The following is a 26517-nucleotide window of genomic DNA, read 5'->3' as shown; positions in this document are numbered from 1 at the left end:
CATGCTTTAAAAGGCGCGTGTCGCAAGGCTTTCATCGATAAGTTATCGCCGTAATTTATATCAATATTACAATGGGTTCTGTGGGCTTAATCACGTCATGGCAAGGCAGACATTGTAAACAATAGGGGTATATAGGTAAAGATTGCGTCAGGAAACGTCGGGGACAGCGGAGGTGATTAAATGCCCTGTATTGGCCCCGTGTATAATAGACTGGCGCGCCGTTGCGGTTGCGGCACCCGCCGCGGCGAAAGGGTGATTATGCATTAATGGGCAAATGATCGCGGTTAACCATTAGCAAGAATTAATAGTGATGACAGGCATACATTATCCTGTAAATAGCTGTAAAAAGAACGGGCCGACAGAACGATATGTTTCGCTTGAAAGCGCATTATTACGGCGAACGCAATATTCGTTCGCTTTGGGCTGAGCCTGGGGGGCGGCTTATGGTACACTTACCGTCCTAATCGACATTTGAATATTTCTTATACCATCGGAGTTGCGGGGCCATGGCTCAACTTTATTTTTATTACTCTGCGATGAATGCCGGCAAGTCCACCGCGCTGCTACAGTCTTCATATAACTATCAAGAACGTGGTATGCGCACGCTGGTGTTCACTGCGGAGATCGATCACCGCTTTGGCGTAGGTAAGGTCAGCTCGCGCATCGGTTTATCCTCGCAGGCCCAGCTCTATAACAACGACTCGATGCTGTACGCCATGATTCAGCAAGAGCATCAACAGCAGCCGGTGCATTGTGTACTGCTGGATGAAAGCCAGTTCCTGACCAAGGCGCAGGTTGAGCAATTGTGTGATGTGGTGGACCAACTGGACATTCCCGTATTGTGCTACGGCCTGCGTACCGATTTTCTCGGTGAGCTGTTTACCGGCAGCCAATATTTGCTGGCCTGGGCCGATAAGCTGGTGGAATTGAAAACCATCTGTCACTGTGGGCGCAAAGCCAATATGGTGTTGCGGTTGGATGAAAACGGCCAGGCGATGCACGCCGGTGAGCAGGTGGTGATTGGCGGTAACGAGAGCTATGTCTCCGTCTGCCGCAAGCATTATAAAGAGGCGATTCACTCCCTGGAGTAGGGGAGAAAACGCCGCCAAAGCCCGCTGAGGCGTTTTGGCGGCGTGAGTCGAAATGCAGCGCCTCCGGCGCAATAAAAAACCCGCCGTTTGGCGGGTTTTTTTATCGGTTCACGAAACCGTTATTTCTTGGACTTCTTTACCGCGGCTTTGGCTGCAGCCGGAGCTGTCGCTTCCTCTTCGACTGTTTCGCTGAATTCGCGGCCGTAGAAGGTATCCAGCATGATTTGCTTCAGTTCGGCAATCAGCGGATAGCGTGGGTTGGCGCCGGTGCATTGGTCGTCGAACGCGTCTTCCGACAGCTTGTCGACTTTCGCCAGGAAGTCCGCCTCCTGCACACCCGCCTCACGGATGGAGGTTGGGATGCCCAGCTCGGTTTTCAGCTCGTCCAGCCAGGCCAGCAGTTTCTCAATCTTCTGCGCGGTGCGGTCGCCCGGTGCGCTCAGGCCGAGGTGGTCGGCGATTTCAGCGTAGCGGCGGCGCGCCTGAGGGCGGTCGTACTGGCTGAAGGCCGTCTGCTTGGTCGGGTTGTCGTTCGCGTTGTAGCGAATGACGTTGGAAATCAGCATCGCGTTGGCCAGGCCGTGCGGAATGTGGAACTCCGAACCCAGTTTGTGTGCCATGGAGTGACAAACCCCGAGGAAGGCGTTGGCGAAAGCGATACCGGCGATGGTGGCGGCGTTGTGCACGCGTTCACGGGCAACCGGGTTTTTCGCGCCTTCTTTGTAGCTGGCCGGCAGATACTCTTTCAACAGTTTCAGCGCCTGCAGCGCCTGGCCGTCGGAGTATTCGTTCGCCAGCACCGAGACGTAGGCTTCCAGCGCGTGGGTCACCGCATCCAGGCCACCGAAGGCGCACAGGGATTTCGGCATGTTCATCACCAGGTTGGCGTCGACAATCGCCATGTCCGGGGTCAGCGCATAGTCGGCCAGCGGGTATTTCTGCCCGGTGGCGTCGTCGGTCACGACCGCGAACGGCGTGACTTCTGAACCGGTACCTGAGGTTGTGGTGATGGCGATCATTTTCGCTTTCACGCCCATTTTCGGGAATTTGTAGATACGCTTGCGGATGTCCATGAAGCGCAGCGCCAGATCCTCGAAGTGGGTTTCAGGATGTTCGTACAGCACCCACATGATTTTCGCGGCGTCCATCGGCGAACCGCCGCCCAGCGCGATGATGACGTCCGGTTTGAAGGAGTTCATCTGCTCGGCGCCTTTACGCACGATGCTCAGCGTCGGATCGGCTTCCACTTCGAAGAACACTTCGGTTTCGATGCCGTGAGACTTCAGAACCTTGGTGATCTGGTCAGCATAGCCGTTGTTGAACAGGAAACGGTCGGTCACGATGAAGGCGCGTTTCGCCCCGTCGGTCGCCACTTCTTCCAGCGCGATAGGCAGCGAGCCACGGCGGAAGTAGATCGATTTCGGAAGTTTGTGCCACAACATGTTTTCTGCTCGCTTCGCTACAGTTTTCTTGTTGATCAGGTGTTTAGGTCCGACGTTTTCAGAGATGGAGTTGCCACCCCAGGAACCGCAACCCAGCGTCAGCGAAGGCGCGAGTTTGAAGTTGTACAGGTCGCCGATACCGCCCTGAGAAGCCGGGGTGTTGATCAGGATGCGAGCCGTTTTCATTTTATCGCCGAAGTAGGCGATGCGAGCCGTTTGGTTATCCTGGTCGGTGTACAGGCAGGAGGTGTGGCCGATACCGCCCATGGCGACCAGTTTTTCGGCTTTGGCGACCGCGTCTTCGAAGTCTTTGGCACGGTACATCGCCAGGGTAGGCGACAGTTTTTCATGTGCGAAAGGTTCGGACTCGTCGACCAGCTTCACTTCACCGATCAGCACTTTGGTGTTGGCCGGTACTTTGATGCCTGCCATTTCGGCGATTTTCGGTGCGGATTGCCCGACGATGGCCGCATTCAGACCGCCGTTTTTCAGGATGATGTCCTGCACCGCTTTCAGTTCTTTACCCTGCAGCAGATAGCCGCCGTGGGAAGCGAAGCGTTCGCGTACCGCATCATAGATAGCGTCAACGACGATGACCGACTGTTCGGAAGCGCAGATAACGCCGCTGTCGAAGGTTTTGGACATCAGGATAGAGGCGACCACGCGCTTGATGTCTGCGGTTTCGTCTACCACGACCGGCGTATTACCGGCGCCGACGCCGATGGCCGGTTTGCCGGAGCTGTAGGCGGCTTTCACCATGCCCGGGCCACCGGTGGCCAGGATCAGGTTGATGTCAGGGTGGTGCATCAGCTGGTTGGACAGTTCGACGGTAGGTTGGTCGATCCAACCGATGATGTCTTTTGGCGCGCCGGCGGCGATAGCGGCTTGCAGCACGATATCGGCGGCTTTATTGGTGGCATTTTTCGCACGCGGGTGCGGCGAGAAGATGATGCCGTTACGGGTTTTCAGGCTGATCAGCGCTTTGAAGATCGCGGTAGAAGTTGGGTTGGTGGTAGGGACGATACCGCAAATCAGGCCGATAGGTTCGGCGATGGTGATGGTACCGAAAGTGTCATCTTCAGACAGGATGCCACAGGTTTTTTCATCTTTATAGGCGTTGTAGATGTACTCGGAAGCGAAGTGGTTTTTGATCACTTTGTCTTCGACGATACCCATTCCGGATTCTTCCACGGCCATTTTGGCCAACGGGATACGGGCATCAGCAGCGGCGAGGGCGGCAGCGCGGAAGATTTTATCCACTTGCTCTTGAGTGAAGTTGGCATATTCGCGCTGGGCTTTTTTGACACGTGCGACAAGCTCGTTCAGTTCAGCGACATTCGTTACAGCCATAATGCTCTCCTGATAATGTTAAACTCTTTCAGTAAATAAGCCGTGCGAGCCACTAGTATAGTCATAACGGGAATAAACGGTGATTCGAATACCGGGGGTTTCCCGCGTTATTTCTTCGCATGCTGCTGATTTGCTTAAAGAGCTTTACCCTGCGCCAACCGGAGGGGCAGGCAGTGAAGAGAACGGAACCGGCTGGATTGCCACCGACTTTGTTCTACTCCCTGACTACGACTAAGAGCTTACCCACTGTTGGGTAGTTGATTTGTGATCTAAATCATGAAAAGTGCAAGCTGACACCTTTCAGCTTGACGGTGTTGAGAGTGATTATCAATAACTGTGATCGATGACTCTTTTTTCAACATAAAAAATCAAAAGGCCATACATCACTTTAACAAAGGGCATTTGTTTTGTTGCCTAACTTGCTGGTAGTCAAAAATGCTGCTCTGGCCGGATGGATTACCTGCGGCAATTCCATTACATTAGCGCGCATAGGCAGCACACCTTTTTATAGCACTTAACGCGGAGCCATCTGTGGGCCAATCTCTGTTGGATCTTTCCGGCTTTATCAAGTTCTTTGTCGGTCTGTTTGCGCTGGTCAACCCGGTGGGCATCTTGCCGGTGTTTATCAGCATGACCAGCTACCAGGCGGAAGCAGGGCGCAATAAAACCAACCTGACCGCCAACCTGTCGGTCGCCATTATTCTGTGGACATCGCTGTTCCTGGGCGAAGGGATCTTGCGGATGTTCGGCATCTCCATCGATTCGTTCCGCATCGCCGGCGGTATTCTGGTGGTGACCATCGCCATGTCGATGATCAGCGGCAAGCTGGGAGAAGACAAACAGAACAAACAGGAAAAATCGGAGAGCGCGATCCGCGAGAGCATCGGCGTGGTGCCGTTAGCGCTGCCGCTGATGGCGGGGCCGGGGGCGATCAGTTCCACCATCGTGTGGAGTTCCCGTTATCACAACTGGCAAAGCCTGCTCGGCTTTACGGTCGCGATCGCCTTGTTCGCCTTTTGCTGTTGGTTGTTGTTCCGCGCCGCGCCGCTGTTGGTGCGTTTGCTTGGGCAGACCGGCATCAACGTGATCACCCGTATCATGGGTCTGTTGTTGATGGCGCTCGGGATCGAGTTTATCGTTACCGGCATTAAGGCGATATTCCCCGGCCTGTTGTAATACCCTTTGTTTAGCCGCGCACCTTTCGCCTTGGCGCGGCTAAAATTAATTTTAAAGTTTAAATTATTTATTGGTTCGCATTATTATAGTGCACAGGATGAATAAAATTTATGCGGTTGCACTCTTATGTTGCATAAATCTCATGTTGCTGTGCAAAAAAAACGCTAAGCGTTATTTCAGATACTTTTCTTCCCCCATTTCCGCGCGTTTTGCCCCCGTTCAACGGTAAAGCTGTTGTTAAATTAATCACATCATTCTGTGGGGCTTGTCTCACTTTCATCCAGGTGTTATTAGTGATTAACCGACCATAGGCAGGTGTTTGTTCTTTGAATGTCCGGATTGTTAACTGAATGTTTCTTTGTGCGGTAATGAGATTGCGTTGATGGTTTCAAATGAAATGATTTCGTCTTTTTTTTCTTTAAAATCATAGCGATGATTTTGTTTCTCCACGTCCTCGATCTTGGGGGCCGGATCGGGCTTCGTGCGATAAAAGAGAATTGCTTAACATTTTCGTAAAATTTATTGGCTATGGAATTTGGCTTCTGCTAATTTCCGAGCAACTTTCCCGTGGTCAATTAACTGAAATGCGCCATAAAAACGGGAATGATTTTTGCTGGTATCCGTTTATTTAGAATTCTTATAAACACTTCACAAACTTCGATAAGCGATGCTTGTCGGTGAAAAGGAGCCTCGATTATGCAGCAAACCCTGAAGCGCACTTCTTTGACCTTGTTGATTAGCGGCGCGCTGAGCGTCGGCGCCATAAATAGCAGTTTGGCGGCGGAAGTGCCGGCCGGCGTTCAGTTGGCGCAGCAGCAGAATATTGTGATCAACAACGGCAGCGAAGTGGCTTCATTGGATCCGCATAAGGTCGAGGGCGTACCGGAAAGCAATATCATTCTTAACCTGCTGGAAGGGCTGGTGAGCACCGACGCCAACGGGCATGTGGTGCCGGCGGCGGCGGCGAGCTGGGAAAACCAGAATTATCAGCAATGGACTTTCCACCTGCGCCCCGGCGCGGTGTGGAGCGACGGCAGCCCGGTGACCGCGCAAGACTTCGTCTACAGCTGGCAGCGCCTGGCCGATCCGAAAATCGCCTCGCCCTATGCCAGCTACCTGCAGTACACCAAAGTCGACAATATCGACGATATCCTGACCGGTAAGAAGCCTCCACAGGCCCTCGGCGTCAAGGCGCTGGACGACCAGACGCTGCAGGTGACGCTGAGCGAACCGGTGCCGTATTTCATCAGCATGCTGAGCCACACGTCGCTCAAACCGGTGAAACGCGCGGTAGTGGAGAAATTCGGCGACAAATGGACGTTGCCCGCCAACTATGTCGGCAATGGCGCTTACCGTCTGAAAGAGTGGGTGGTGAACGAGCGGATTGTGCTTGAGCGCAGCCCGAGCTACTGGAACAACAAGCAGACGGTGATCAATCAGGCGACCTTCCTGCCGATTGCTTCCGAAGTCAGCGACGTCAACCGCTTCCGCAGCGGCGAGATCGACATCACCAACAGCGCCATTCCGCCGTACCTGTATGTCAAAATGAAGCGCGAAGTGCCCGAGCAACTGCACGTTAACCCTTATCTGTGCACTTTCTATTACGAACTCAATAACCAGCGGGCGCCGTTCACCGATCCGCGGGTGCGTACGGCGGTGAAGATGACGCTGGATCGCGACATCATCGCCAACAAGATCATGGGCCAGGGGCAGATCCCGGCCTACAGTTTCACGCCAACCTTCACCGAAGGCGCCAACTTCACGCAGCCCGCCTGGGCCGGCTGGAGCCAGGAACAGCGCAACGCCGAAGCCAAGAAACTGCTGGCGGAAGCGGGTTACAGCGACGCCAAACCGCTGAAGTTCTCGCTGCTGTACAACACCTCCGATCAAAACAAACAGCAGGCGATCGCCGCCGCGTCGATGTGGAAGAAGAACCTCGGCGCCGACGTCACGCTGCGCAATCAGGAGTGGAAGACCTCGCTGGAAAGCCGCCATCAGGGGCAATACGACGTGGCGCGCGCCACCTGGTGCGGGGATTACAACGAACCCAGCGCCTTCCTGAACCTGGTGCTGTCCAACAGCAGCATCAATACCGTGTTTTATAAGAGCCCGGCGTTCGACGCCATCATGGCCGCCACCCTGAAGGCGCCGGATGAGGCCGCGCGCGCCGCGCTCTATCAGCAGGCAGAAGCGCAGCTGGACAAAGACTCCGCGTTGATCCCGGTGTATTACCGCGTCAGCGCGCGGTTGATTAAGCCGACGGTAGGCGGGTTCACCGGCAAAGATCCGCTGGACTATACCGACGTTAAAAATCTTTACATTATCAAGCAGTAAAGGGGTATTCCTCACGCCGAGGCGCTGGGGGATATAGGGAAGGCCGGCCGCCGCATTCGTTCCGCGGCGGCGGGAAAACAGAGTCCGCTTACGGGCAACGCAGGTTCCACGAAGAGCCTGTGATAATAAAAACTGGAGTCGATAAGTATGACCAACATCACGAAGAAAACCCTCATTGCCGCCGGCGTCATCGCCGCGCTCGGCATCACAGCAACCACCGGCGCTTTCGCCGCCGACGTTCCTGCGGGGGTGCAGCTGGCGGATAAGCAAGAAATCGTCAAAAACAACGGTTCCGAAGTGCAGTCGCTGGATCCGCATAAAATCGAGGGCGTGCCGGAAAACAACGTGACCCGCGATCTGATGGAAGGCCTGGCGAACAACAGCCCGGACGGTTCCATCGTGCCGGGCGTCGCGGAAAGCTGGGATAACAAGGATTTCAAAGTCTGGACCTTCCACCTGCGCAAAGACGCCAAATGGTCCAACGGCAAGCCGGTGACGGCGCAAGATTTCGTCTACAGCTGGCAGCGCGTAGTGGATCCGAAAACCGCGTCGCCTTACGCCAGCTACCTGCAGTACGCCCATGTGGAAAACGTCGATGACATCATCGCCGGTAAAAAAGACAAGTCGACGCTGGGCGTGAAGGCCATCGACGACCATACTTTCCAGGTGACCCTGAGCGAGCCGGTGCCTTATCTGGTTGAAATGACCCCGCACTACGCCATGAAACCGGTCTATAAGGACGCGGTGGAGAAGTTTGGCGAGAAGTGGACGCTGCCGGCCAACTATGTCAGCAACGGCGCTTACAAACTGAAAGACTGGATTGTCAACGAACGCATCGTACTGGAACGTAACCCGGAATATTGGGATAACGCCAAAACCATCATCAATAAAGTGACGTTCCTGCCTATTTCGTCGGAAGTGACCGACGTTAACCGCTACCGCACCGGTGAAATCGACATGACCTACAACAACATGCCGATCGAACTGTTCCAGAAGTTGAAGAAAGAGATCCCGAAAGAGGTGCACGTCGATCCTTATCTGTGCACCTACTACTACGAAATCAACAACCAGAAGGCGCCGTTCACCGATGCGCGCGTGCGTGAAGCGCTGAAGCTGGGCATGGACCGCGACATTATCGTCAACAAGGTGAAAAACCAGGGCGATCTGCCGGCCTACAGCTTTACGCCGCCATACACCGACGGTGCCAAGCTGACCCCGCCGGAGTGGTTCGGCTGGACGCAGGAAAAACGCAACGAAGTGGCGAAGAAACTGCTGGCGGACGCCGGCTACGGCCCGGGTAAACCGCTGACCTTCTCCCTGCTGTACAACACGTCAGACCTGCACAAGAAGCTGGCGATCGCCGCCGCCTCCATCTGGAAGAAAAACCTGGGCGTGGACGTGAAGCTGGTGAACCAGGAGTGGAAAACCTTCCTGGATACCCGCCATCAGGGGACCTATGACGTGGCGCGCGCCGGCTGGTGTGCCGATTACAACGAGCCGAGCTCGTTCCTGAACATGATGCTGTCCGACAGCAGCAGTAACACCCCGCACTACAAGAGCGCCGAGTTCGACAAGCTGATGGCCAACGTGTTGACCGCGAAGACCAAAGACGAGCGCGCCGATCTGTATCAGAAAGCGGAAGTTCAGCTGGATAAAGATTCCGCCATCGTTCCGCTGTATTACTATGTGAACGCCCGTTTGGTGAAACCTTACGTCGGTGGCTACACCGGCAAAGACCCGCTTGATAACGTGTACGACAAAAACCTGTACATCATCAAGCATTGATACGGTAAGAGCCGGCGGCTTGGCCGCCGGCCCATGTTGAGAATAATAAGCCGTTATCAGGCTGTCGCACAGGGTTAGGGCAATGCTTAAATTTATACTTCGTCGCTTGTTGGAAGCGATCCCGACACTATTTATCCTTATCACCATCTCATTCTTCATGATGCGCCTGGCGCCCGGCAGTCCATTTACCGGGGAACGCGCATTGCCGCCGGAAGTCATGGCGAATATCGAAGCCAAATATCATTTGAACGACCCGATCTGGAAACAGTACGGTCATTATCTGGCGCAGCTTGCGCAGGGAGACTTCGGCCCGTCCTTTAAATACAAGGATTATTCGGTCAACGATTTGGTGGCCAGCTCTTTCCCGGTCTCCGCCAAACTCGGTCTGGCCGCGTTTCTGCTGGCGGTGGTGCTGGGCGTGAGCGCCGGTGTGATCGCCGCGCTGAACCAGAACACCAAATGGGACTATACGGTGATGGGGTTCGCCATGACCGGGGTGGTGATACCCAGTTTCGTGGTGGCGCCGCTGTTGGTGCTGATCTTCGCCATCACGTTGAAATGGCTGCCGGGCGGCGGCTGGAACGGCGGTGCGCCTAAGTTCATCATCTTGCCGATGGTGGCGTTGTCGCTGGCCTATATCGCCAGCATCGCCCGTATCACGCGCGGCTCGATGATTGAAGTGTTGCACTCCAACTTCATCCGCACCGCGCGCGCCAAAGGCTTGCCGATGCGTCGCATCATTTTCCGCCACGCGCTGAAGCCGGCGCTGTTGCCGGTGCTGTCCTACATGGGCCCGGCGTTCGTCGGGATCATCACCGGTTCAATGGTGATCGAAACCATCTACGGTCTGCCGGGGATCGGCCAGCTGTTCGTTAACGGCGCGCTGAACCGCGACTACTCCCTGGTGTTGAGCCTGACCATTCTGGTGGGCGCTCTGACCATTCTGTTCAACGCGATCGTCGATGTGCTGTATGCGGTCATCGATCCGAAAATCCGTTATTAATCTGGAGCACGCGAATGATGTTGACTAAAAAGAACAGCGAAGCTCTGGAACACTTCAGCGAGAAGCTGGAAGTGGAAGGGCGCAGCCTGTGGCAAGACGCGCGTCGGCGTTTTATGCACAACCGCGCGGCGGTCAGCAGCCTGTTCATACTGGCGCTGATCACACTGTTTGTGGTGCTGGCGCCGATGCTGTCGCAATTCGCCTACGACGATACCGATTGGGCGATGATGTCCGCCGCACCCAGCGTTGAATCGGGGCACTATTTCGGCACCGACTCCTCCGGGCGCGATCTGCTGGTGCGCGTGGCGATCGGCGGGCGCATCTCGCTGATGGTCGGCGTGGCGGCGGCGCTGGTGGCGGTGATCGTCGGCACCCTGTACGGCGCGATGTCCGGCTATCTGGGCGGCAAGATCGACTCGGTGATGATGCGCCTGCTGGAGATCCTCAACTCCTTCCCGTTCATGTTCTTCGTGATCCTGCTGGTGACCTTCTTCGGCCAGAATATCCTGCTGATCTTCGTGGCGATCGGCATGGTGTCGTGGCTGGACATGGCGCGTATCGTGCGCGGCCAAACCCTCGGTCTGAAGCGCAAGGAGTTTATCGAAGCGGCGCTGGTGTGCGGCGTCTCCACGCGCAACATCGTGCTGCGGCATATCGTGCCGAACGTGCTCGGCGTGGTGGTGGTGTATGCCTCGTTGCTGGTGCCGAGCATGATCCTGTTCGAATCCTTCCTCAGCTTCCTGGGGCTGGGTACGCAGGAGCCGCTGAGCAGCTGGGGCGCATTGCTCAGCGACGGCGCCAACTCAATGGAAGTTTCACCGTGGTTGCTGCTGTTCCCGGCGGGTTTCCTGGTTGTCACTCTGTTCTGTTTCAACTTCATCGGCGATGGCCTGCGTGACGCCCTCGACCCGAAAGATCGTTAAGGAGTGCCACCATGAGCACCATTGAACATCCTGAGCTGCAAACCGCCGTCGGCGTTAAAGCGTCGCCGCTGCTGGACGTGAAAGACCTGCGCGTCACGTTTTCCACCCCGGACGGCGATGTGACGGCGGTGAACGATCTGAACTTCGATCTGCGCGCCGGTGAAACGCTGGGCATCGTCGGCGAATCCGGCTCCGGCAAATCGCAGACCGCGTTCGCCCTGATGGGGTTGCTGGCCAGCAATGGCCGCATCGGCGGCTCGGCCAAATTCAACGGCCGCGAAATCCTCAACCTGCCGGAAAACCAGCTCAACAAGCTACGGGCCGAAGAGATCTCGATGATCTTCCAGGACCCGATGACCTCGCTCAACCCCTATATGCGCGTTGGCGAACAGCTGATGGAAGTGCTGATGCTGCATAAGAAAATGAGCAAAAGCGAAGCCTTCGAAGAGTCGGTGCGCATGCTCGACGCGGTGAAAATGCCGGAAGCGCGCAAGCGCATGCGCATGTATCCGCATGAGTTTTCCGGCGGCATGCGCCAGCGCGTGATGATCGCCATGGCGCTGCTGTGCCGGCCGAAGCTGCTGATTGCCGACGAGCCGACTACCGCATTGGACGTGACCGTTCAGGCGCAGATCATGACGCTGCTCAACGAGCTCAAGCGCGAGTTCAACACCGCCATCATCATGATCACCCACGATCTGGGCGTGGTGGCCGGCATCTGCAACAAGGTGCTGGTGATGTACGCCGGCCGCACCATGGAATACGGCAGCGCGCGTGAGGTGTTCTACCAGCCGAGCCACCCGTACTCCATCGGGTTGTTGAACGCGGTGCCGCGCCTCGACGCCGAAGGCGAAGCGTTGCTGACCATTCCCGGCAACCCGCCGAACCTGCTGCGGCTGCCGAAAGGTTGCCCGTTCCAGCCGCGCTGCCCGTACGCCATGGAACAGTGCGCGAGCGCTCCGCCATTGGAGCAATTTGGGGAAGGGCGCCTGCGCGCCTGCTTTAAACCGGTGGAGGCGTTGGTATGACAGCGGTAACCGACAAGAAAGTGCTGCTCGAAGTGGCCGATCTGAAAGTGCACTTCGACATTCATGACGACAAGCAGTGGTTCTGGCAGCCGCCGAAAACCCTGAAGGCGGTCGATGGCGTTACGCTGCGGCTGTTCGAGGGGGAAACCCTGGGCGTGGTCGGCGAATCCGGCTGCGGCAAATCCACCTTCGCGCGCGCCATCATCGGCCTGGTGAAGGCCACCAGCGGGCGCGTCGCCTGGCTGGGTAAAGATCTGCTGGGCATGAACGACGCCGACTGGCGCAAAACCCGCAGCGATATCCAGATGATCTTCCAGGATCCGCTGGCTTCGCTCAACCCGCGCATGACCATCGGCGAAATCATCGCCGAGCCGCTGCGTACTTATTACCCGAAAATGCCGCGTCAGGAAGTGAAGGACAAGGTCAAGGCGATGATGCTGAAGGTCGGCCTGCTGCCTAACCTGATCAACCGTTATCCGCACGAGTTCTCCGGCGGCCAATGCCAGCGCATCGGCATTGCGCGCGCGCTGATCCTCGAACCGAAGCTGGTGATCTGCGACGAGCCGGTTTCCGCGTTGGATGTGTCGATTCAGGCGCAGGTGGTAAACCTGCTGCAGCAGCTGCAGCGCGAGATGGGCCTGTCATTGATCTTTATCGCCCACGATTTGGCGGTGGTGAAGCACATTTCCGATCGCGTGCTGGTGATGTATCTGGGCCATGCGGTGGAGCTGGGCACCTATGACGAGGTGTACCACAATCCGCAGCACCCTTACACCAAGGCGTTGATGTCGGCGGTGCCGATCCCGGATCCGGACAAGGAGAAGGAAAAGCAGATCCAGCTGTTGGAAGGGGAGCTGCCTTCGCCGATCAACCCGCCGTCCGGCTGCGTGTTCCGCACCCGCTGCCCGATCGCCGGGCCGGAGTGCGCCAAGACGCGTCCGCTGCTGGAGGGCAGTTTCCGTCATGCGGTTTCATGCCTGAAGGTCGATCCGCTGTAATGCGCCGCTAGCCGGCAACAAAAAGCCCCGCTGACTCAGCGGGGCTTTTTTTATCCGAAATATGAGCGGCGAATCACTCTTTCCACAGAATGTGGCACAGCTTGTGGTCTTTCTCGCGGCAGATCAGCACGCGGGCGAACACGTCGTTGATCGGCTCGCCGTCGCTGTCCGCCAGACCGATCACCACTTCGGCGAAGAAGTCCGGATTCAGGTCGTAATCCACGTGCTCGCTCCAGTCTTCGGAGGGGTCGTACAGTTCTGCGCCGCCGCGCTCTTCAAACTGCAGATTGAACAGCAGAATATCCGCCGGATCCAGATTGTCGCCGGCCAATTCGAGGAAGATGTCGTAGGCCTGTTCCAGCGTTTCGTCTTCGGTAAGGCGGTTATTCAAATCCATAAAAAAATCCTGATAACAAATGATTTGGCGTTATTAAAGCACGCTCGCTGCGGCTTTTACAGCAGCGGGCTGAAAAAGTAGAACAGGCGTTCGACCAGGCGATGCCAGAACGGCCGCTTCAACCACTCTTTGGCGTTCAGCAGCTTGGAGCGGGCGATGTAATCTTCCTGCACGCAGGCCAGATCGCTGCCGAAGCCGTCGTCGTCGATCACCAGGGTGATCTCGAAGTTGAGCCACAGGCTGCGCATATCCAGATTGACGGTGCCGACCAGGCTGAGCTGGCCGTCGACCAGCACGCTCTTGGTGTGCAGCAGGCCGCCTTCGAACTGATAGATTTTCACGCCGGCTTCCAGCAGCTCGGAGAAGAACGCCCGGCTGGCCCAGCGCACCATCATCGAATCGTTGTCGCGCGGCACGATGATGCTGACCTCAACGCCGCGCAGAGCGGCGGTGCAGATGGCGTGCAGCAGATCGTCGCTCGGCACGAAGTACGGCGTGGTCATGATCAGCTGCTCGCGCGCGGAATAGACCGCGGTCAACAGCGCCTGGTGGATCATCTCCTCGGGGAAGTCGGGGCCGGAGGCGATCACCTGAATGGTATGGCCGCTTTCCTGCTCGAACGGCATGATGTTGACGTCCGGCGGCGGCGGCAGAATGCGCTTGCCGGTTTCAATCTCCCAGTCGCAGGCATAGACGATGCCCATCGTAGTGGCCACCGGGCCTTCCATGCGCGCCATCAGATCGATCCATTGGCCGACGCCCGCATCCTGCTTGAAATAGCGCGGGTCGACCATGTTCATGCTGCCGGTATAGGCGATGTAGTTGTCGATCAGCACCACCTTGCGGTGCTGGCGTAGATCCATGCGGCGCAGGAATACGCGCAGCAGGTTGACCTTCAGCGCTTCGACCACTTCGATGCCGGCGTTGCGCATCATCGCCGGGTAGGGGCTGCGGAAAAATGGCAGGCTGCCGGCGGAGTCCAGCATCAGGCGGCAGTGTACGCCGCGCCTCGCGGCGGCCATCAGCGATTCGGCCACCTGATCGACCAGGCCGCCGGGCTGCCAGATATAGAACACCATTTCGATGTTGTGGCGCGCCAGCTCGATGTCGCGGATCAGCGCTTTCAACGTGTCGTCGGTAGTGGTGAGCAGCTGCAGCTGGTTGCCCTTGACGCCGTCGATGCCCTGGCGGCGGTTGCACAGCTGGAACAGCGGTTCGGCGACTTCGCTGTATTCGGTGGCGAAGATGCGGCGGCTCTCTTTCAATTCTTTCAGCCAGCGCGCGGTCGACGGCCACATGGCCTTGGCGCGCTCGGCACGGCGCTTGCCCAGGTGCAGTTCGCCGAACGATAAATAGGCGACGATGCCGAACAGCGGCAGAATATAGATAACCAGCAGCCAGGCCATGGCAGAGGGAACCGCACGGCGTTTCATCAAAATGCGCATCGTCACGCCGGCGATCAGCAGCCAGTAGCCGAACACCATGAGCCAACTGATTACGGTATAAAATGTTGTCATAAAGGCGAAAAATCCCGTTCGCAAACCACCAATGATGAGTGTACGCACAGATCGGGCAAGGCGAAACCTTTTATCGGCGCTTATGTTGCATAAATATGATGAAGTTAAGGCACTTGCCGAAATTGAAAGGGCGGCTTTTGCCCGCGTGGCGTCCGCTGTGCCGCCGATAACGGCGGCTTGGATCGCGGGCGGAAAGGGCTATAATGCCCGCGGTTGGCATTAGACGAACGAGTGACGGAATTATGAGACGCAGTAGAAATGAAGTGGGCCGCTGGCGCATGTTGCGGCAGAGCCAACGTCGGCGGCATCGCTGGCTGGAACGCCAGTCGTGCAGCAATCGCCATATTATCCGGGTGCGGCGCCGCCTGGACGATCAGCATCGGCGCGCGCTGCTGTTTGCGGTATCCTGCGAGTGGTAAAACGAAAACAGTCCCGTAAGGGACTGTTTTGTTATGGCGTCTGAGTTATTTGCCCAAATAGGCGTTGAGCATCCAGACCTGTTTTTCCTGCTCTTTGATGTAATCGCTCATCAGCGACGCGGTGCCTTCGTCGCCGGCGTCTGCCGCCACCGTCAGCAGCTCACGCTGCTGTTGCAGCAAGATTGAATACCCTTCCAACAGGCCGCGCAGCGTACCCTTATCATCGGTCACGTTGGTGTGTTCCTTGATGTCGGCGGTTTTCAGATAATCGCTGAAAGCGTGACGCGGCTGCGAGCCCAACGTCAGAATACGTTCCGCCAGCTCATCTACCTTGGTCAGCAGATCGTTATATGTCTCTTCGAATTTCGCGTGCAGTTCAAAGAACTGCGGGCCGGTAATGTTCCAATGATAGCCGCGCACGTTCATATACAGCACCTGATAGTTTGCCAACAGCGCATTGAGCGCTTCGGCGAGTTTTGCCGATTGTTTACTGTCAAGGCCGATATGGGTTTTCGCTGCTTTCTTTGCCGTTGCCATAATAATCTTCTCCTGATTATTTGTTCCGATAGTAGACAGAATCAATTTCCATAGCTGTTACAGTAACCGGATTTATCGCAGGGTTAAATACGATAACAGGCATTATTGCCATCGCTCAAACCGATGACGATAAATCCGCCGAGCAAATTGCCGAATCAGTTTACGCAGGTTCCGCAGGCGAAAAAAGCCGCTTTTCTCGGTTACTTGCGCAGCGCCAGTTTTACCACACCTGCGCCCAGCGCCATTAACAGCGCGGCGGCGATCAGTACCGAAATAAAGGCGCGATCAAAGGCCAGACGCGCCAGCTGCGTCAACTGCTGCGCGCGATCGGCCGCCATTCCGGCCGCCAGGCGCAACGCTTCGTCGATGCTGTCGTAGGCTAAATCGCTGACCGGCAGCTCCGCCGGCAGCGCCAGGCTGTGGCTGTAAACCGCCGTCATCAGCCCGCCGAGCAGCGTCACGCCCAGCACGCCGCCCAGCTCGTAGGAGACGTCTTCGATGGACGCCGCCATGCCGGATTTCTCCTCCGGCGCGTTCAGCATGATGGCGGTGGAAGCGGCGGTGATCACGCCGCCGAGGCCGAAGCCCACCAGCGCCAGGCTCACCAGCTGCGGCGCTATGCCGCTCTGAGACAACAGGGCGAGGGCGGCAATGCCGACGGCGGTCAGGGCGAAACCGCCGAGGATAATGCTGCGTTCGCCGTAGCGCGGCAGCAGCAAACCGGCCATCGGCCCCGCCAACGCCGAGGCCAGCGGGATCGGCAAGATGAACAGCGCCGCCTGCAGCGGACTGAGGCCGAGCACCAGTTGCAAGCGTTGGCTGAGCACCAGCTCGACGCCGATCAGCGCCACCATCGACAGCAATGCCACGCCGATGCCGCCGGCGAACAGCCGGTTGCGGAACAGAGAGAAATCGATCATCGGGTGGGCGCTGCGCTGCTGACGACGCACGAACAGCGCCAGGAACAGGATGCCGATCAGGGCCGCCGCGAGCAAGGCGCTGACGTCAGGCGCCGGCTTGCTCAATTCTTTCAGCGCATAGATAGCGCCGACCAGGCCTATCATGATCTGTATCGAGCCGACGATGTCGGCGGGGCGCGGGTTATCGCCGCCGCAGCGCGGGATCAGTTTCCATGCCAACGGCCAGACCAGCAACACCACCGGCACATTGATCAGGAACACCGAGCCCCACCAGAAATACTCCAACAGCAGGCCGCCGACCACCGGGCCGATGGCCGCGCCGCCGGAGGCCACCGACGCCCAGATGCCGATCGCCAGCGCGCGTTCGCGTTCGTCGGTAAAGACGTGGCGTACGATGGACAGCGTGGCGGGCATCATCATTGCCGCGCCAACGGCGAGGAATACCCGTGCGGCGATCAGCCACTCGGCGGTAGGCGAGAAAGCGGCGCACAGCGACGCGACGGCAAACACCGGCAGCCCGGCGAGAAACAGCCGTTTATGGCCGATGCGATCGCTCAGCATGCCGGCGCCAGGCAACAGACCGGCCACCACCAACGGGTAGGCGTTGACGATCCAGAGTTTTTGCGAGGCGCTGGCGTCCAGCGCCTGGGTTAAACGCGGCAGAGCGGTATAGAGCACCGTCATATCGATGACGATCAGGAACAGGGCGCTGGCGACCATCGTCAGGATCAACCAGCGGTTCTTGGCGTACATAAGTCATAATCCAGTTAACGTGGGCGGCGCGAAGGCGCCGCCATTCGGGTAACCCTCCGGCGATGCCGGGTGATATACTGGTGATAATATATATCCATACGTTCGTATTGAAAAGAAGGGTTTCTTAATGGGACGTCAACGCAGCATCGATCGCGACAAGGTTTTGGACGCCGCCGAAGAGATCGTCGCCACTCAGGGGGCCGCCGGTTTGACCATCGACGCCGTCGCCAAAGCGATGGGGATCTCCAAGGGCGGGGTGCAGTACTGTTTCGGCAGCAAAGACGCCCTGATTGACGCCATGTTCGATCGCTGGGGGAGTGCCTACGAGACGCTGTTCGCCGCTATCGCCGGTGACGATCCTTCACCGCAGACCGGCATGCGGGCGCATATGCTGGCGACGCAAAGCTCGGATCAGACCGCCAGCGCCAAGGCCGCCGGGCTGATGGCGACGCTGATTCAAACGCCGGAGCATCTGGCGAGCACGCGCGAATGGTATCGCAGCCGCATCGCCGGTTTGGATTTGACGACGGAAGAAGGCAAGCGCGCGCGCCTGGCGTTTCTCGCCACGGAAGGCGCCTTTATGCTGCGTTACTTTGGTTTGATGGATATCGATCAGGCGGAATGGGAAGCGATGTTCACCGATATGCAGGCGTTGATTTTAACTGGGGGTGCCTATCGCACTGATAGCTAGTAAAGCCCGCAGTGAAAGGCGTATGTTTATCGCACAAGATATTCCCTCGAAGAACTTTTTAGCCAGCCACTCCGTGCTGGCTTTTTTTTGTTTGCAGGCAAGCGCCCCAGCGGGGCCCCCTGAAGGCAGGGGGCGGGGGAAATTATTTACGAGCGTCCAACAGCGACTGGGCGTTCTCTGCGGTAACGACGGTCCACGGAATGTAGTAATGCTTTTGCGTGCCGCCCTCCCATTTCAGATCCTTGGCGTATTGCTTCCAGATCTCCGACTGCGGTTGATAGCTTTCCCCTTTCACGGCGCGCAGCGCGACGTCGATGGAGCCCTGCATCTGGCCTTTGGCATCTTGCAGAATAGAGACCATTTCACCGGCCTGCACCGCATGAATCGCGTCGGAAACGCCGTCAACGCCGGCAATCGCGAAGTCCTTCACATTCAGGCCGGCACCTTTGATCGCCTCGATAGCGCCCAGCGCCATCTCGTCGTTTTGGCCAATCACGCCGTTGATTTTGCCCCGGTGTTTCTGCAGCCAGTTTTCCATCAGCGGCTGCGCTTCCGCGCGTGACCAGTTGGCCGTTTTACGTTCAAGTACCGTGACCTGGCCGACGCCGCACTCGGCAATCGCTTTATCATTGCCCTTGCCGCGCTGGATCTCGCCGCTGCCGCCTTTCGGGCCTTCGATAATCACCACGTTCACCTTTCGGTTCTTGCAGTCGAGTTTGTCCAGGACGGCTTTGGCTTCCAGGTATCCCCCCAACTCGTCATTAGACACTACTTCAGACGTCATCGCGTCCGTGTTCAGGCGCGCGTTGGTGACCACCACCGGAATTTTGGCTTCGTTGGCATTAGTGACGATATCGATATTGGCCTCAAAATCCATCGGGTTGACGATAATGGCATCGGCGCGCGTCTGGATAGCGGTGGCGGCCTGATCGTTTTGCACCGAGGCATCATAACGTCCATCGTAGAAGGTCAGCACGGCTTCGCCGCTTTTCACCGCCGGGTGCTCCTTGCCGAACCTTTCCATCAATTGCACGAACTCGGCTTTGTTGCCGTACATCAATACCGCGATTTTTACCGGGGCGGCCTGAGCTGCCGACAGGCTACCGAGCATCATGGCAGAGGCAAACAACGCTATCTTGGTCTTATTCATGGTTTTCTCCTGGTAGAGTTGGGTCTGATGTTATTAATCGCGCTGTTGCTTACGCGATGGGTCGAGCAAGACGGCAAGAACGATCAATGCGCCTTTGATAATTTGTTGGTAATACGATTGCACGCCGAGCAGATCGAGGCCGTTATTCATCACCCCGATAATCAGCACGCCGAAGAAGGTGCCGACCAGCGTACCGACGCCGCCGGCCATGCTGGTGCCACCGATCACCACCGCTGCGATGGCGTCCAGCTCATACCCTGCGCCGGCGTTGGTCTGCGCCGAACCGGTGCGTGCGGTGAGGATCAGGCCGGCGATGCCGGCCAGCGCGCCGCACAGCGTATACACCAGTATTTTGATGCGCGTGACGTTAATCCCCGAGGTGCGCGCGCTTTTCGGGTTGCCGCCGACGGCGTAGATGTAGCGCCCGAAGAGGGTTTTATTCAGCACCAGCCAGGCGAGGGCGAACAGCACGATGAAGATGATGACCGGCACCGGAACGCCGCCGACATAACCATTGCCCAACCAGCGGAAATCGTTGTTCAATTGCGAAACCGGATTGCCGTTGGTGGTCAACATGGTTAAACCGCGCGCCGCAGAGAGCATGCCCATGGTGACGATAAAGGGTTGCAGCCGGTAGCGAGCCAACACGGTGCCGTTCACCAGGCCGCAGACGATCCCGATGCCCAGCGCCACGATCAGCGGCACCATGACGGCGGTCGCGGTGTCGCCGATAGCCAATCCGCTGTTGTTGGTGGCGAAGCGGGCGGCGACGATCCCGCTTAGCGCCAGCACCGAGCCCACGGAGAGATCGACGCCGGCCGTAATGATGACGAAGGTCATGCCGATCGCCAGAATGCCGTTGATCGAGACCTGGCGCAGGACGATCAGGGTGTTTTCATTGCTGAGAAAATAATTGCTGCTCCAGGCCCCCTGGGCGACCTGATATTCGCCAATCAGCGCCACGATCAGGCACAGCGCGAAGAAGGCGATGATAATGCCGTATTTGTGCATACGGCGCTTATTGCGGGTGAAAAATGAAATTCCTGGTGATAAGGAGTGGGCGCTGCTCATTTTTTTTCTCTCTCTGTTAAACCGCAAGTTTCATCAGTGCTGCCTGGGTCGCATCGGCTGCCGAAAGCTCACCGGCCAACTGCCCGTCACGAAACACCAATATGCGATCGCTCATGCCGATAATTTCCGAAAGCTCGGAGGAAACCATGATGATCCCCTTGTTTTGCAAGGCGAACTCCGACATAAATCGATAGATCTCTTTCTTGGCGCCGACGTCGATGCCGCGCGTCGGCTCGTCGAGCAACAACACCTCCGGATCCAGCAGCGCCCAGCGGCCCAGCACCACTTTTTGCTGGTTGCCGCCGCTCAGGTTGCCCACGGGCTGTTCGCCATCGTGGGTTTTAACGTTGAAGCGCTGGATCATGTCGCGGGTTCGCGCTTGCTCCCGTTTCTCGCTGACGAACCCCATTCGGCTGATGCCGGCAAAAGAGGCGATATTGATGTTTTCACTGACGGAACGGCACAGCACCAGGCCGGTTTCCTTGCGATCTTCCGTCACGTAGGCAATGCCGCTGTCGATGGCCTCTCGCGGGGAATGGCGGTTCAGCGTCTTGTCGCCCAAACGGATCGTGCCGCTGTCGGCATGCTGAATGCCGAAGATAAGATCGAGAAATTCGCTGCGGCCCGATCCCACCAGCCCGTAGATGCCCAGGATTTCACCGTGCTTAAGCTGCAGGCTGATATCCTTTATCTTGCTGCGCCAACACAGGCCGTTGACCTCCAGCAAGACCTCCTCGCCGGGCTGATTGAATTTGGCGAACTCGCTGTCGTACTCGCCGCCGATAATGTGTTCGATCAACTGCTCACGGGTAATGTCGGCGATATAGCCTTCATGGATATAGGCGCCGTCGCGGAAAATGGTGTAGCTGTCCGCAATTTGAAATATCTCTGACAAACGGTGAGAGACGTAAATAATGCCTTTACCTTTCGCCGCCAATTGCTGAAGCGTCTGAAAGATTTTTTGCGCATCCTCCTCGCCAATCGCCGAGGTGGGTTCATCCATGATGATGATGTCGGCATTGGCATGCGACAGCGCTTTGGCGATCTCGACCAGCTGCTGCTCGGCGACGCTCAGGTTGCGCATTTTCTCTCGGGCGTCGATCTTGAAATCGAGTTCCTTGAGCAGGCTGGTGGTGCGTTGATTGAGCGTGGCGAAATCGACGAACCCCAGGCGTCTCGGCTCACGGCCCAGCCAAATGTTTTCGGCCACCGTCAGATCCGGGATCGCGCTCAGTTCCTGCTGCACGATGGCGATGCCGGCGTTGAGGGCTTCCCGGGGATGATGAAATTCACAGCGTTGGCCATTGATAAAAATGTCGCCGCCATCGGGTTGAATAAAGCCCATCAGAATGCTGAGAAAGGTGGATTTACCCGCGCCGTTGCCGCCGCACAGGGCATGGATGGAACCACGCCGCAGGCAAAACTCCGCATTCTTGAGCGCCACGACCGGGCCAAAGGCTTTTCTGACGCCGCTGACCTCCAGCAGGTAGGCGGGCGCTTGCGTATGGGGATCTCGCGTCACAGTTGCACCTCCGGGTAGGTCTGCTGCAAGCGTTGCAGGTACCGTTGATAAAGCGTCTCGTATTGCGCCCGTCTGCCGGCATGTGGCCGTGCGCGTGTGGCCTCATCCAGCGCAACGAAACGTTGGCACAGTTCGGACAGCAACGCGCCGGCATTCCGCAGCGGATCGTCGGCCAACGTCGTCGCCCACATCGCCTGAATGGCGCCGCCCAGCGCAGCGGTCTCTTTGGCTTTCAGACAGACCACCGGGCACCCCATCACGTCCGCGACGATTTGTCGCCAGGCGGCGCTGCGAGCGCCGCCGCCGGTGAGGCGGATCTCGCGCGCTTCAATTCCCTGACGGCGAAACAGCTCGATGCCATAGCGCAGGCCATAGGTAGCGCTTTCGACCACCGCCAGGCAGAGATTGGCGCGGGTAAAATTGTCGCTATCGAGGTTATGCAGACTGGCGCGCGCGTGAGGCAACGGCGGAACACGCTCGCCATTGAAGAACGGCAGCATCTCGACACCGCCTGCGCCGGGTGAGGCCTGCGCCAATAAACCGTTAAAGCCGGCAAGGTCTTCGTCCAGCAGCGTTTGTACCGCGGTGGTGGCCGAGGTGACATTCATGGTGCAAATCAATGGCAGCCACCCGTTGGTGCTGGAGCAGAAGCCGGCAATCATGTCTGATTCCGCCGCGACGGGGGCGGCAGACCAGGCGAATAGCGTGCCGGAGGTACCCAGGCTCAGGGTGAGGGTGCCGGCCTCGATGTTGCCGGAACCGATGGCCGCCATCATGTTGTCGCCGCCGCCGGTCGATACCCGCACCGTTGGGCTGAGGCCGAGTTTTTCCGCCGCGGCGGGGCGCACCGTGCCGATGCAGCACTCCGCATTTTTGAGCGGCGGCAGGGCTTGCCACAGACGGCCGCTGTCGTCGATGAGATCGACGGCGGCTTTGCTCCAGCTACGGGTGCGCACATCGAACAACCCGGTGCCGGAAGCGTCACCGTATTCCGCTACTCGCTCTCCGGTCAGCCAGAAGTTCAAATAATCATGAGGCAACAATACGGTGTGCAGTTTTGCCCACAACGCAGGATGGTGTGTCTTGAACCAAAGGATTTTTGACGCGGTATAACCGGTGGCGATCCGCAGGCCGAGTGTTTCCAGCGAGCCGTTGGCACCGCCGAGCTGCTGCAGGAGCCGTTCGTTTTCCTCTGCGGTTTCGGTATCGCACCACAGCTTGACGTTGTGCAGCACGTTGCCGTCTGCGTCCAGCGGTACAAAGCCATGTTGTTGGCCCGAGACCCCCAGAGCATGAATTTCCCCGGCATCAATACCGGCGTTAGTCACGGCTTGGCGAAAAGCGATGACCAGCGCCTCAATCCACCAGTCGGCCTCCTGTTCGCGCCGGCCATTGGCTTGGCTGATGAGACGGTGAGGGGCGTTGCCCTCACCGAGGATCACGCCCTGTGTGCTGTCGACAATCACGACTTTCGTGCCTTGCGTACCGCAGTCTATGCCAGCATAGAGCGCCATAGGATCACTCCATTTCCAGCATGATTTTGATGTCCGAGGCATGTCCCGCCGCCGCGCGCTCGAAGGCGGCCACGCTGTCGGAGAACTTGTAGGTTTGGCTTATCAACGGCTGGACGCGCAATTTGCCGCTGCTCAACAGCCGCAACGTGCGCGGGTACATGTTGGCGTAGCGGAAAATGGTCTTGAAGGTGATTTCCTTGGCCTGCGCGGCGACGATATCCATCGGCGCGGCATCGATCGGCATGCCGACCAGCACGGCGGTCGCTCCTGGCGCCGCATGTTCGGCCAGCGTAGCGATGGCCGGTTTTGCGCCGCTGCATTCAAACACGACATCGGCGCCATTGCCGCTGGTGAGCGCGGCCACTTTCCCCGCCAGGTCGCCGGTTTTGATATTGACGGCGTGCAGCCCCTCATAACTGGCCGCAACGGCGAGTTTTTCGTCAAACAGGTCGCAAATAATGACGTCCGAGCAGCCGCCCGCCAGCGCCGCGAGAGCGGTGACCACGCCGATCGGCCCGGCGCCGATCACCAGCGCGATATCGCCGGGTTTGATCCCGGCTTTGGTGGCTGCTTGCATGCCGATGGCTAAGGGTTCCACCATGGCGCCTTCAGCGAAACTGACGTTGTCCGGCAGTTTGAACGTGAAGGCGGCGGGGTGGATGACGGTTTCGCGCAGGCAGCCGTGCACCGGCGGCGTCGCCCAGAAGCGCACGGCCGGGTCAAGGTTGTAAATCCCGGCGCGCGTCTGCGCCGAGTTGAGATCCGGAATACCGGGTTCCATGCAAACGCGATCGCCGACGCTGAGGTGAGTGACGTTTTCACCTGTCGCGAGCACCACGCCGGCGGCCTCATGGCCGAGCACCATCGGGGCTTTGACCACAAACGGGCCAATGCGGCCATGTTGGTAATAGTGCACATCACTGCCGCAGATGCCCACGGAATGAATTTTTATCTGCACATCATCGGGCCCCAGCGTTTCGGCAAGCTGGACGTCCTCGATAGCGATTTCCCCCGCCTTGGCCAACACTAATGCTTTCATATTGCCTCCTGGTGAATCATTTTTATGGTAACGATATCATTTCAATGCGGCGATAGTGGGCTAAAGCGGGTGGTTAAACTGTGATCGATGTTGGAATTACTCGATGGGAGTTAATTTTGCTGGTGGGTTGTTATTCAATATGGGGATGAAGATCACAAAATCGGCGATGTAATGACGGTTTTAATATCAGCATTCTGATATCGATACCGTTACTTTGCAGGGGAAATGATGAACAAACAACAACGTGCCATAGCCGCTACGCTGGAATATTTGCGCGAGGCGGACATCGTTCTGACCGAAGAAGAACAGCAACGTATTGAAATTGCGACGTTTGGCTTGGCCGACTATCCTGTCTCAGGGCTGCAGCTGCTGACCTATGTCAACTCACCTCGGTATTGTGCGAAAGAGTTGGTGCTGTTTCCTGAGCAGACTTGCCCAGAGCATTTGCATCCTCCTTTTGCCGGCACGCCCGGCAAGCAAGAGACGTTTCGCTGCCGTTGGGGTGAGGTGTTTCTGTTTGTCGACGATGAAAACCTGACGCTTAATGACGCCGGCGGTGAACCGGTATGCCGGGTGCCGGAAGGCGCGGAGCAGTGGTATACCTGCAATCGCTATATCCTCTTGCGGCCTGGCGAACAATATACCATCGCGCCCAATACCCGGCACTGGTTTCAGGCTGGAAAGCGGGGGGCGGTGGTGTCCGAGTTCTCTTCCGAGAGCCGTGACGAGCTGGATATCTTTACCGATCCCCGGATTAACCGGCTGGCAGGCGTAAACCATTAGCGCCACGATGAAAGTTCTGTCATGATGTTGTTAATGGTACAAAATGATAACTTTAAGCTAAGGAGCTGCATTTGGCGGTGGGGCGAGGACGGAAAGCGACGCTGGCTAGCGTGGCCGCACAGGCAAACGTCAGTAAAATCACCGCGTCGCGGGCATTTTCACAGCCGGACAAGGTTCATCCGGAAACGCTGCGCCGCATTCGGGAGACCGCTGCCGAACTCGGTTATGTAGTCAATGCTGCGGCGCGCAACCTGCGGGCGAAAAGCAGCAGAACCATCGGCATCGTCAACCCTGATATGGCCAACCCGTTCTTTGGCGGCCTGACGCGGTTGATGACGCTTGAAGCGCAAAAAATGGGATATGACACCCTGGTGTTCGATTCCTATGAGTCTCAGGAAAGCGAAGACAGAATCATCGACAAACTGATTGGCTACAACGTCGATGCGATCATTCTCTCGGTCATTTCCAACGATCATCTGTACCAGCCTTCCTATCTAAAGCGGTTGGAAACATTGAATATCCCGGTGGTATTGATCGACCGTGAGCTGGACAATCGCCACTGCAGCGGGGTGTATATCGATAACCTGGACTGCGGCCTTCAGGCGGGGCGCTGGCTGCTGGAACAGAAAGCGCAGCGGGTGGTGGTGGTGTCCGGGCCGGAGAACTCCAACGTTGCACGGGACAGGGTTACAGGGCTGCAGGCGGCGCTGCAAGGGAAAGTGGCGTCGTTTGAAGTGCTGTATGCCGATTTCTTTATGGATGTCGCCTGGCAAGAGACGAGCCGTTGGCTGGCCAATCACCGCGCCCCGGACTTTTTCGTTGGCTGCAATAACCAGATCTCCCTGGGCATTATCAAAGCCTGCATCGAACACCGGCTGCCGTTGATGCAGGAGGTGTCGCTGTTCAGCATCGATGAGGTTTCACATGCCGAGATCTACGGTTTTCATTTCCCGTGCGTGTCACACGACTTGCAAGAGATCGCCTGGCAAGCGTTGAATCTGGCGATCCGTCGTATTGCCGACCCCGAGATCAAGCCGGGCAAGGTGGTGGTGCGGGGAAAACTCGTCGCATAAC

General features: G+C 57.5%; 22 protein-coding genes. 12 read left to right on the top strand and 10 right to left on the bottom strand.

Going from position 1 to position 26517, the window contains the following annotated elements:
* The first annotated feature begins 506 nt into the window (after positions 1 to 506).
* On the top strand, positions 507 to 1091 hold the full coding sequence (locus GT753_RS09450) for a thymidine kinase (RefSeq protein ID WP_015378091.1): 585 nt from the start codon (positions 507 to 509) through the stop codon (positions 1089 to 1091).
* 119 nt (positions 1092 to 1210) lie between these two features.
* Here the strand turns inward: GT753_RS09450 and adhE are convergent, their stop codons facing one another.
* Positions 1211 to 3883: a bifunctional acetaldehyde-CoA/alcohol dehydrogenase gene (adhE, locus tag GT753_RS09445; protein WP_044031103.1), complete on the bottom strand. Its 2673-nt coding sequence runs from the start codon at positions 3881 to 3883 to the stop codon at positions 1211 to 1213.
* A gap of 531 nt (positions 3884 to 4414) precedes the next feature.
* On the opposite strand from adhE, the gene GT753_RS09440 reads away from it, so the two are divergent.
* From GT753_RS09440 to oppF, 7 genes are all read left to right on the top strand, one after another.
* Entirely contained in the window at positions 4415 to 5059 is a 645-nt protein-coding gene (locus GT753_RS09440) for a YchE family NAAT transporter (RefSeq protein WP_015378089.1), read from the top strand.
* A 696-nt stretch (positions 5060 to 5755) separates the two neighbouring features.
* Positions 5756 to 7393: an ABC transporter substrate-binding protein gene (locus GT753_RS09435; RefSeq protein WP_015378088.1), complete on the top strand. Its 1638-nt coding sequence runs from the start codon at positions 5756 to 5758 to the stop codon at positions 7391 to 7393.
* Positions 7394 to 7540: 147 nt separating this feature from the next.
* Complete coding sequence (gene oppA, locus GT753_RS09430; RefSeq protein WP_160125552.1) at positions 7541 to 9178, top strand: oligopeptide ABC transporter substrate-binding protein OppA; 1638 nt, start codon at positions 7541 to 7543, stop codon at positions 9176 to 9178.
* 82 nt (positions 9179 to 9260) lie between these two features.
* Complete coding sequence (oppB, locus tag GT753_RS09425; RefSeq protein ID WP_004932150.1) at positions 9261 to 10181, top strand: oligopeptide ABC transporter permease OppB; 921 nt, start codon at positions 9261 to 9263, stop codon at positions 10179 to 10181.
* A 14-nt stretch (positions 10182 to 10195) separates the two neighbouring features.
* On the top strand, positions 10196 to 11104 hold the full coding sequence (gene oppC / locus GT753_RS09420; RefSeq protein ID WP_004932149.1) for an oligopeptide ABC transporter permease OppC: 909 nt from the start codon (positions 10196 to 10198) through the stop codon (positions 11102 to 11104).
* A gap of 11 nt (positions 11105 to 11115) precedes the next feature.
* On the top strand, positions 11116 to 12132 hold the full coding sequence (locus tag GT753_RS09415; protein WP_044031106.1) for an ABC transporter ATP-binding protein: 1017 nt from the start codon (positions 11116 to 11118) through the stop codon (positions 12130 to 12132).
* Complete coding sequence (gene oppF / locus GT753_RS09410) at positions 12129 to 13130, top strand: murein tripeptide/oligopeptide ABC transporter ATP binding protein OppF (protein ID WP_004932143.1); 1002 nt, start codon at positions 12129 to 12131, stop codon at positions 13128 to 13130. Before GT753_RS09415 ends, oppF begins: the two co-directional genes overlap by 4 nt.
* Positions 13131 to 13203: 73 nt before the next feature.
* Here oppF and GT753_RS09405 read toward each other — a convergent pair whose 3' ends face one another.
* Together GT753_RS09405 and cls are read right to left on the bottom strand one after the other, a co-directional pair.
* The gene (locus GT753_RS09405) at positions 13204 to 13527 is read right to left on the bottom strand and encodes an HI1450 family dsDNA-mimic protein (protein WP_004932139.1); all 324 of its coding nucleotides are present in this window, start codon (positions 13525 to 13527) and stop codon (positions 13204 to 13206) included.
* 56 nt (positions 13528 to 13583) lie between these two features.
* A complete protein-coding gene (gene cls, locus GT753_RS09400; RefSeq protein WP_160125551.1) occupies positions 13584 to 15044 on the bottom strand; it encodes a cardiolipin synthase in 1461 nt (486 codons plus the stop codon).
* 242 nt (positions 15045 to 15286) lie between these two features.
* Between cls and GT753_RS09395 the strand changes: the two genes are divergently transcribed.
* On the top strand, positions 15287 to 15463 hold the full coding sequence (locus GT753_RS09395) for a YciY family protein (RefSeq protein WP_025159792.1): 177 nt from the start codon (positions 15287 to 15289) through the stop codon (positions 15461 to 15463).
* 45 nt (positions 15464 to 15508) lie between these two features.
* Here GT753_RS09395 and GT753_RS09390 read toward each other — a convergent pair whose 3' ends face one another.
* Both GT753_RS09390 and smfY read right to left on the bottom strand, forming a co-directional pair.
* Positions 15509 to 16000, bottom strand: coding sequence for a Dps family protein (locus GT753_RS09390; protein WP_004932132.1), 492 nt, complete (start codon positions 15998 to 16000; stop codon positions 15509 to 15511).
* A gap of 200 nt (positions 16001 to 16200) precedes the next feature.
* Positions 16201 to 17673, bottom strand: a complete 1473-nt coding sequence (gene smfY / locus GT753_RS09385; protein ID WP_021503842.1) for a multidrug efflux MFS transporter SmfY — start codon at positions 17671 to 17673, stop codon at positions 16201 to 16203.
* A gap of 127 nt (positions 17674 to 17800) precedes the next feature.
* Here smfY and GT753_RS09380 point away from each other — a divergent pair, with 127 nt between their 5' ends.
* Positions 17801 to 18364 carry a TetR/AcrR family transcriptional regulator gene (locus GT753_RS09380; RefSeq protein WP_160125550.1) on the top strand — a complete coding sequence of 188 codons (564 nt, stop codon included), beginning with the start codon at positions 17801 to 17803 and terminating at the stop codon, positions 18362 to 18364.
* Positions 18365 to 18506: 142 nt separating this feature from the next.
* Here the strand turns inward: GT753_RS09380 and GT753_RS09375 are convergent, their stop codons facing one another.
* The 5 genes from GT753_RS09375 to GT753_RS09355 all read right to left on the bottom strand — a co-directional run bounded on the left by GT753_RS09375 (position 18507) and on the right by GT753_RS09355 (position 24660).
* Positions 18507 to 19514, bottom strand: a complete 1008-nt coding sequence (locus GT753_RS09375; RefSeq protein WP_004932124.1) for a substrate-binding domain-containing protein — start codon at positions 19512 to 19514, stop codon at positions 18507 to 18509.
* A 33-nt stretch (positions 19515 to 19547) separates the two neighbouring features.
* On the bottom strand, positions 19548 to 20525 hold the full coding sequence (locus GT753_RS09370; protein WP_371732163.1) for an ABC transporter permease: 978 nt from the start codon (positions 20523 to 20525) through the stop codon (positions 19548 to 19550).
* A 76-nt stretch (positions 20526 to 20601) separates the two neighbouring features.
* Positions 20602 to 22107, bottom strand: coding sequence for a sugar ABC transporter ATP-binding protein (locus tag GT753_RS09365; protein WP_004932117.1), 1506 nt, complete (start codon positions 22105 to 22107; stop codon positions 20602 to 20604).
* Entirely contained in the window at positions 22104 to 23621 is a 1518-nt protein-coding gene (gene xylB, locus GT753_RS09360; RefSeq protein WP_044031109.1) for a xylulokinase, read from the bottom strand. Before xylB ends, GT753_RS09365 begins: the two co-directional genes overlap by 4 nt.
* Positions 23622 to 23625: 4 nt before the next feature.
* Positions 23626 to 24660 (bottom strand): NAD(P)-dependent alcohol dehydrogenase, encoded by a 1035-nt coding sequence (locus GT753_RS09355; RefSeq protein ID WP_154870287.1) that lies wholly within the window; start codon positions 24658 to 24660, stop codon positions 23626 to 23628.
* A gap of 228 nt (positions 24661 to 24888) precedes the next feature.
* Between GT753_RS09355 and GT753_RS09350 the strand changes: the two genes are divergently transcribed.
* The gene (locus GT753_RS09350; protein WP_021503837.1) at positions 24889 to 25443 is read left to right on the top strand and encodes a D-lyxose/D-mannose family sugar isomerase; all 555 of its coding nucleotides are present in this window, start codon (positions 24889 to 24891) and stop codon (positions 25441 to 25443) included.
* 71 nt (positions 25444 to 25514) lie between these two features.
* A complete protein-coding gene (locus GT753_RS09345) occupies positions 25515 to 26516 on the top strand; it encodes a LacI family DNA-binding transcriptional regulator (RefSeq protein WP_015378079.1) in 1002 nt (333 codons plus the stop codon).
* The last annotated feature ends 1 nt before the right edge of the window (position 26517 follow it).

The sequence above is a fragment of the Serratia sp. Z4 genome, from assembly GCF_009900725.1.
In the GTDB taxonomy this organism is placed as follows: domain Bacteria; phylum Pseudomonadota; class Gammaproteobacteria; order Enterobacterales; family Enterobacteriaceae; genus Serratia; species Serratia nematodiphila.
The sequence above is the reverse complement of the archived record's forward strand: the minus strand, read 5'-3'. Positions and strand labels throughout refer to the sequence as shown.